The sequence below is a fragment of the Devosia sp. genome, from assembly GCF_017307565.1.
Lineage (GTDB): Bacteria > Pseudomonadota > Alphaproteobacteria > Rhizobiales > Devosiaceae > Devosia.
The window spans coordinates 1-3119 of record NZ_JAFKHD010000303.1 but is presented as its reverse complement, the minus strand read 5'-3'; the positions used below and the strand labels follow the sequence as shown (position 1 = coordinate 3119).

The 3119-nt window shown below is 61.7% G+C and carries 6 protein-coding genes; 2 read left to right on the top strand and 4 right to left on the bottom strand.

What is annotated here, in order from left to right; translation table 11 throughout:
• On the top strand, positions 1 to 210 hold a 210-nt coding region (locus tag J0I64_RS09035; RefSeq protein WP_291407320.1), incomplete at its 5' end, for a response regulator.
• 99 nt (positions 211 to 309) lie between these two features.
• Complete coding sequence (locus J0I64_RS09030) at positions 310 to 705, top strand: DUF2237 domain-containing protein (RefSeq protein WP_291407318.1); 396 nt, start codon at positions 310 to 312, stop codon at positions 703 to 705.
• Positions 706 to 710: 5 nt separating this feature from the next.
• Here the strand turns inward: J0I64_RS09030 and J0I64_RS09025 are convergent, their stop codons facing one another.
• The 4 genes from J0I64_RS09025 to J0I64_RS09010 all read right to left on the bottom strand — a co-directional run.
• Complete coding sequence (locus J0I64_RS09025; protein ID WP_291407316.1) at positions 711 to 1355, bottom strand: glutathione S-transferase family protein; 645 nt, start codon at positions 1353 to 1355, stop codon at positions 711 to 713.
• A gap of 2 nt (positions 1356 to 1357) precedes the next feature.
• Complete coding sequence (locus tag J0I64_RS09020) at positions 1358 to 1846, bottom strand: SRPBCC domain-containing protein (RefSeq protein WP_291407314.1); 489 nt, start codon at positions 1844 to 1846, stop codon at positions 1358 to 1360.
• An 11-nt stretch (positions 1847 to 1857) separates the two neighbouring features.
• On the bottom strand, positions 1858 to 2211 hold the full coding sequence (locus J0I64_RS09015) for a metalloregulator ArsR/SmtB family transcription factor (RefSeq protein ID WP_291407312.1): 354 nt from the start codon (positions 2209 to 2211) through the stop codon (positions 1858 to 1860).
• Positions 2212 to 2268: 57 nt separating this feature from the next.
• On the bottom strand, positions 2269 to 3119 hold an 851-nt coding region (locus tag J0I64_RS09010; protein ID WP_291407310.1), incomplete at its 5' end, for an aldo/keto reductase.

The window sequence follows — 3119 nt, the reverse complement described above, 5'->3', positions numbered from 1 at the left end:
GAAATGGACGGCCCAACCATGCTCAAGGCCATCCGCGACAAGATGACGAACCTCAAAATCATCTTCGTCTCCGGCTATGCCGAAGAAAGCGTGCGCCGCGACATCGAGGACGACCAGAGCGTCGACTTCCTGCCAAAACCGTACTCGCTCGACCAGATCAATTCCAAGGTCAAGGAAGTGCTGAGCCGCCAGGATAAGCAGGACGGCTAGATTTCCGTGCTGCAGGGCTTGCGCTGTCCCTCTTTTGCTCCATCCTTAAGGGTGGAGCAGAGGGGGACGCTCACGGAAATCTTGGGAAGGGACAGAAGTATGAACCATCAGCCCCAGATCGAGGGAGCAACCGAGTACAATGTTCTCGGTGAACTGCTGCAGCCCTGTTCTGAAGATCCGCTGACTGGCTTCTTCCGCTCGGGCTACTGCGCCGCCGGTCCCGAAAATGCGGCCCATCACCTGGTCTGCATCGAGACTTCGGCCGAGTTCCTCGCCTATTCCAAAACCGTGGGTAACGACCTCTCGACGCCCCGTCCGGAATTCGCCTTTCCGGGTCTCACTCCCGGCAATCGATGGTGCCTGGTCGCCGCCCGCTGGCTGCAGGCCCATGAGGATGGCAAGGCGCCGAGAATCTATCTCGCCGCCACCAATCGCAAAATCCTGGATCTGGTTCCCTTCGAGATTTTAAAGGGTTACGCCCTGGACCTGAACTGACAGGTTCAGTCCAGTACCCGCAGATCCTCATACGAAACCATTACGTGCTCGCTGAACGCCTCGCGCTTCGTCAGGGCGGCATAATAGCGTTCGATATTGGGCCAGACGGGGCGGTCGATCGCGATATCGAAATAGCGGAAGAGCACATGGCCGAATTGGATATCGGCCAGCGAAAACGTCGGCCCCGCGAGGAAGGCATTCCGCTCCAGCTGCTTCTCGGCGATGGCCAGCACGGAATTGAGCTTCTTCAGCGCCGCCGCAATCGCGACGGGGTCCTGCTGAGACGGCGCAGTCCGCACCACGCGCCAGAAAACCGGCCCCGTGAACGACAGCGTCACGTTGAGCTTCGCCCATTCAGCCCATTGATCGAGCGGTGCCCGCTGAGCCGGGGCTGCCGGCCAAAGGCTCGGTGAGCCATAACGGGCCGCGAGATAGCGCAGGATTGCCCCGGTCTCCCAGATCGTCGTGCCGTCCTCGTCCCGCAGCACCGGCACGGTGCCATTGGGATTCATCGCCAGGAATTCGGGCGTGTCATTGCCGCCAAAGCGATGCCCGACATCGTGCCGCTCACATGCAAGGCCCAGTTCGCCAACGCACCACATCAGCGCCTGCACATTGGACGAAGTCTTGCGTCCCCAGATCGTCAGCATGTCTAGGCCTGCTCCGCCGCAAGGAGTCGATCGAGGCTCTTGAAGCTGAATTCCATGCCCTCTGCCATGCCGGTCGACACCACGAAATCGCGATGCTCCATGGACTGGTAGGTAAAACTGTTCACCACCAGCGTGCCCTGATCTTTCAGTCGGAATTCCAACTCGCTGCGATAGGGCGGTCCCATCTCGCCGGCGTCGAACCGCTCCTCGGCATCGATATAGCGGATGGCATCGATCGTCTTGATCTCGCCGTCGACCGCCAGAAAGCCGTTGTCCGGCCCATGCCATTCGAAGCGATAGCCGCCTCCGGCGCGCGCGTCATAGGTGCAGACCGGCATGGTCCAGCCGTCAGGCCCGGTCAGCCAGCGCCGGATCAGGCTCGGTTGCGTGTAGCAGGCATAGACCAGGTGCTGCGGCGCGACGAAAGCGCGTGTGATCACCAATTGCGTATCGCTGGGCGAGGTTACGGAAAGTGGATCGCCAAACTGCATGGAAAACCTCCCTAGTTTTTCCCGGCGAGCTTTTCGAGCTGCTGCAACTCCTCCAGCAGATCGTCGAGCCGCTCGAACTGTGCCTGCCAATATTTCCGGTATTCGATCAGCCAGCCGGTCACCTCGGCCAGCGGCTGCGCTTCGAGATGCACCGGCCGCCGCTGCGCATCGCGCCCGCGCGACACGAGGCCGGCCTTCTCCAACACCTTCAGATGCTTGGAAATTGCCGGCTGGCTCATGGCGAACGGTTCGGCCAGGTCCATGACCGTCACATCACCCTCGCGCGCCAGCCGCGCCAGGATAGCCCGGCGCGTCGGGTCTGAAAGGGCATGAAAGGTCGCATCCAGCCGCGCAGTATCGGCCATCCCAAAGCTCCGGTGCAAAACTATTTAGTTATATATACCGAAGCCTATGGTGTAGCGTCAAGCCGTGCCGCCAGGAATAGGCGTACCTTGGGCAAGAAGCCCCTTGGCCGCGAGCGTTGTCCAGAGTTCATCGGGAATTTCGACGTCCCACCAGTCGAGAATGCCGTCCAGCTCCTGCGGCGAGCGCGGCCCGGGCAATACATTGCAGACCGCCGGATGGGTCAGCGGAAACTGCAGCGCAGCCGCCGGCAGTGGTACGCCGAATTCCTTGCACACGGCCTCGATGGCCCGCACCTTGGCGACCACGTCGTCGGGGGCCTTGGCATAGTTGAACTTGTCGCCACCGACGAGAATGCCCGAATTGAACGGCCCGCCGATGACCACCGAGGCCTTGCGCTCGATGCAGGTGGTCATGAACGGGTTGAGCGAAGTCTGTTCGAGGAGCGTATAGCGCCCGGCGAGCAGGAACGCGTCCCAGTCGCCCAGCTCAAAGGCGTCCATCAGCACTTCCCACTCGTTGACGCCGAGCCCGATCGCCTGGACTACGCCGCTATCCTTGAGCTCGCGCAGCGCCTTGTAGCCGCCACCGGCCAGCTGCGCCCAGAGCGGCTTGTTGCCCTCGACGCCATGCGTGCTGGTGCCGATGTCGTGGACATAAAGAATGTCGATCTTTTCGAGCCCCAGCCGCTGCCGGCTGTCGTCGAAGGAGCGCATCACGCCGTCATAGCTATAGTCATATTGCTGGTCGAAGGGCAGGGGATCGATCCAGTTGCCCTTGTCCTGTACTGCCGGATCGACCGGACGCAGCAGGCGTCCCACCTTGGAGGACAGGAACGGTCGCACCGGCGCCTCGCGCAGCGCATCGCCGACCAAATGTTCGGAGCGCCCGAGCCCATATTGCGGCGCGG

Coding starts and splice junctions, on each gene's coding strand:
- J0I64_RS09030 (WP_291407318.1), top strand. CDS start 310: ATGAACCATCAGCCCCAGATCGAGGGAGCAACCGAGTACAATGTTCTC.
- J0I64_RS09025 (WP_291407316.1), bottom strand. CDS start 1,355: ATGCTGACGATCTGGGGACGCAAGACTTCGTCCAATGTGCAGGCGCTG.
- J0I64_RS09020 (WP_291407314.1), bottom strand. CDS start 1,846: ATGCAGTTTGGCGATCCACTTTCCGTAACCTCGCCCAGCGATACGCAA.
- J0I64_RS09015 (WP_291407312.1), bottom strand. CDS start 2,211: ATGGCCGATACTGCGCGGCTGGATGCGACCTTTCATGCCCTTTCAGAC.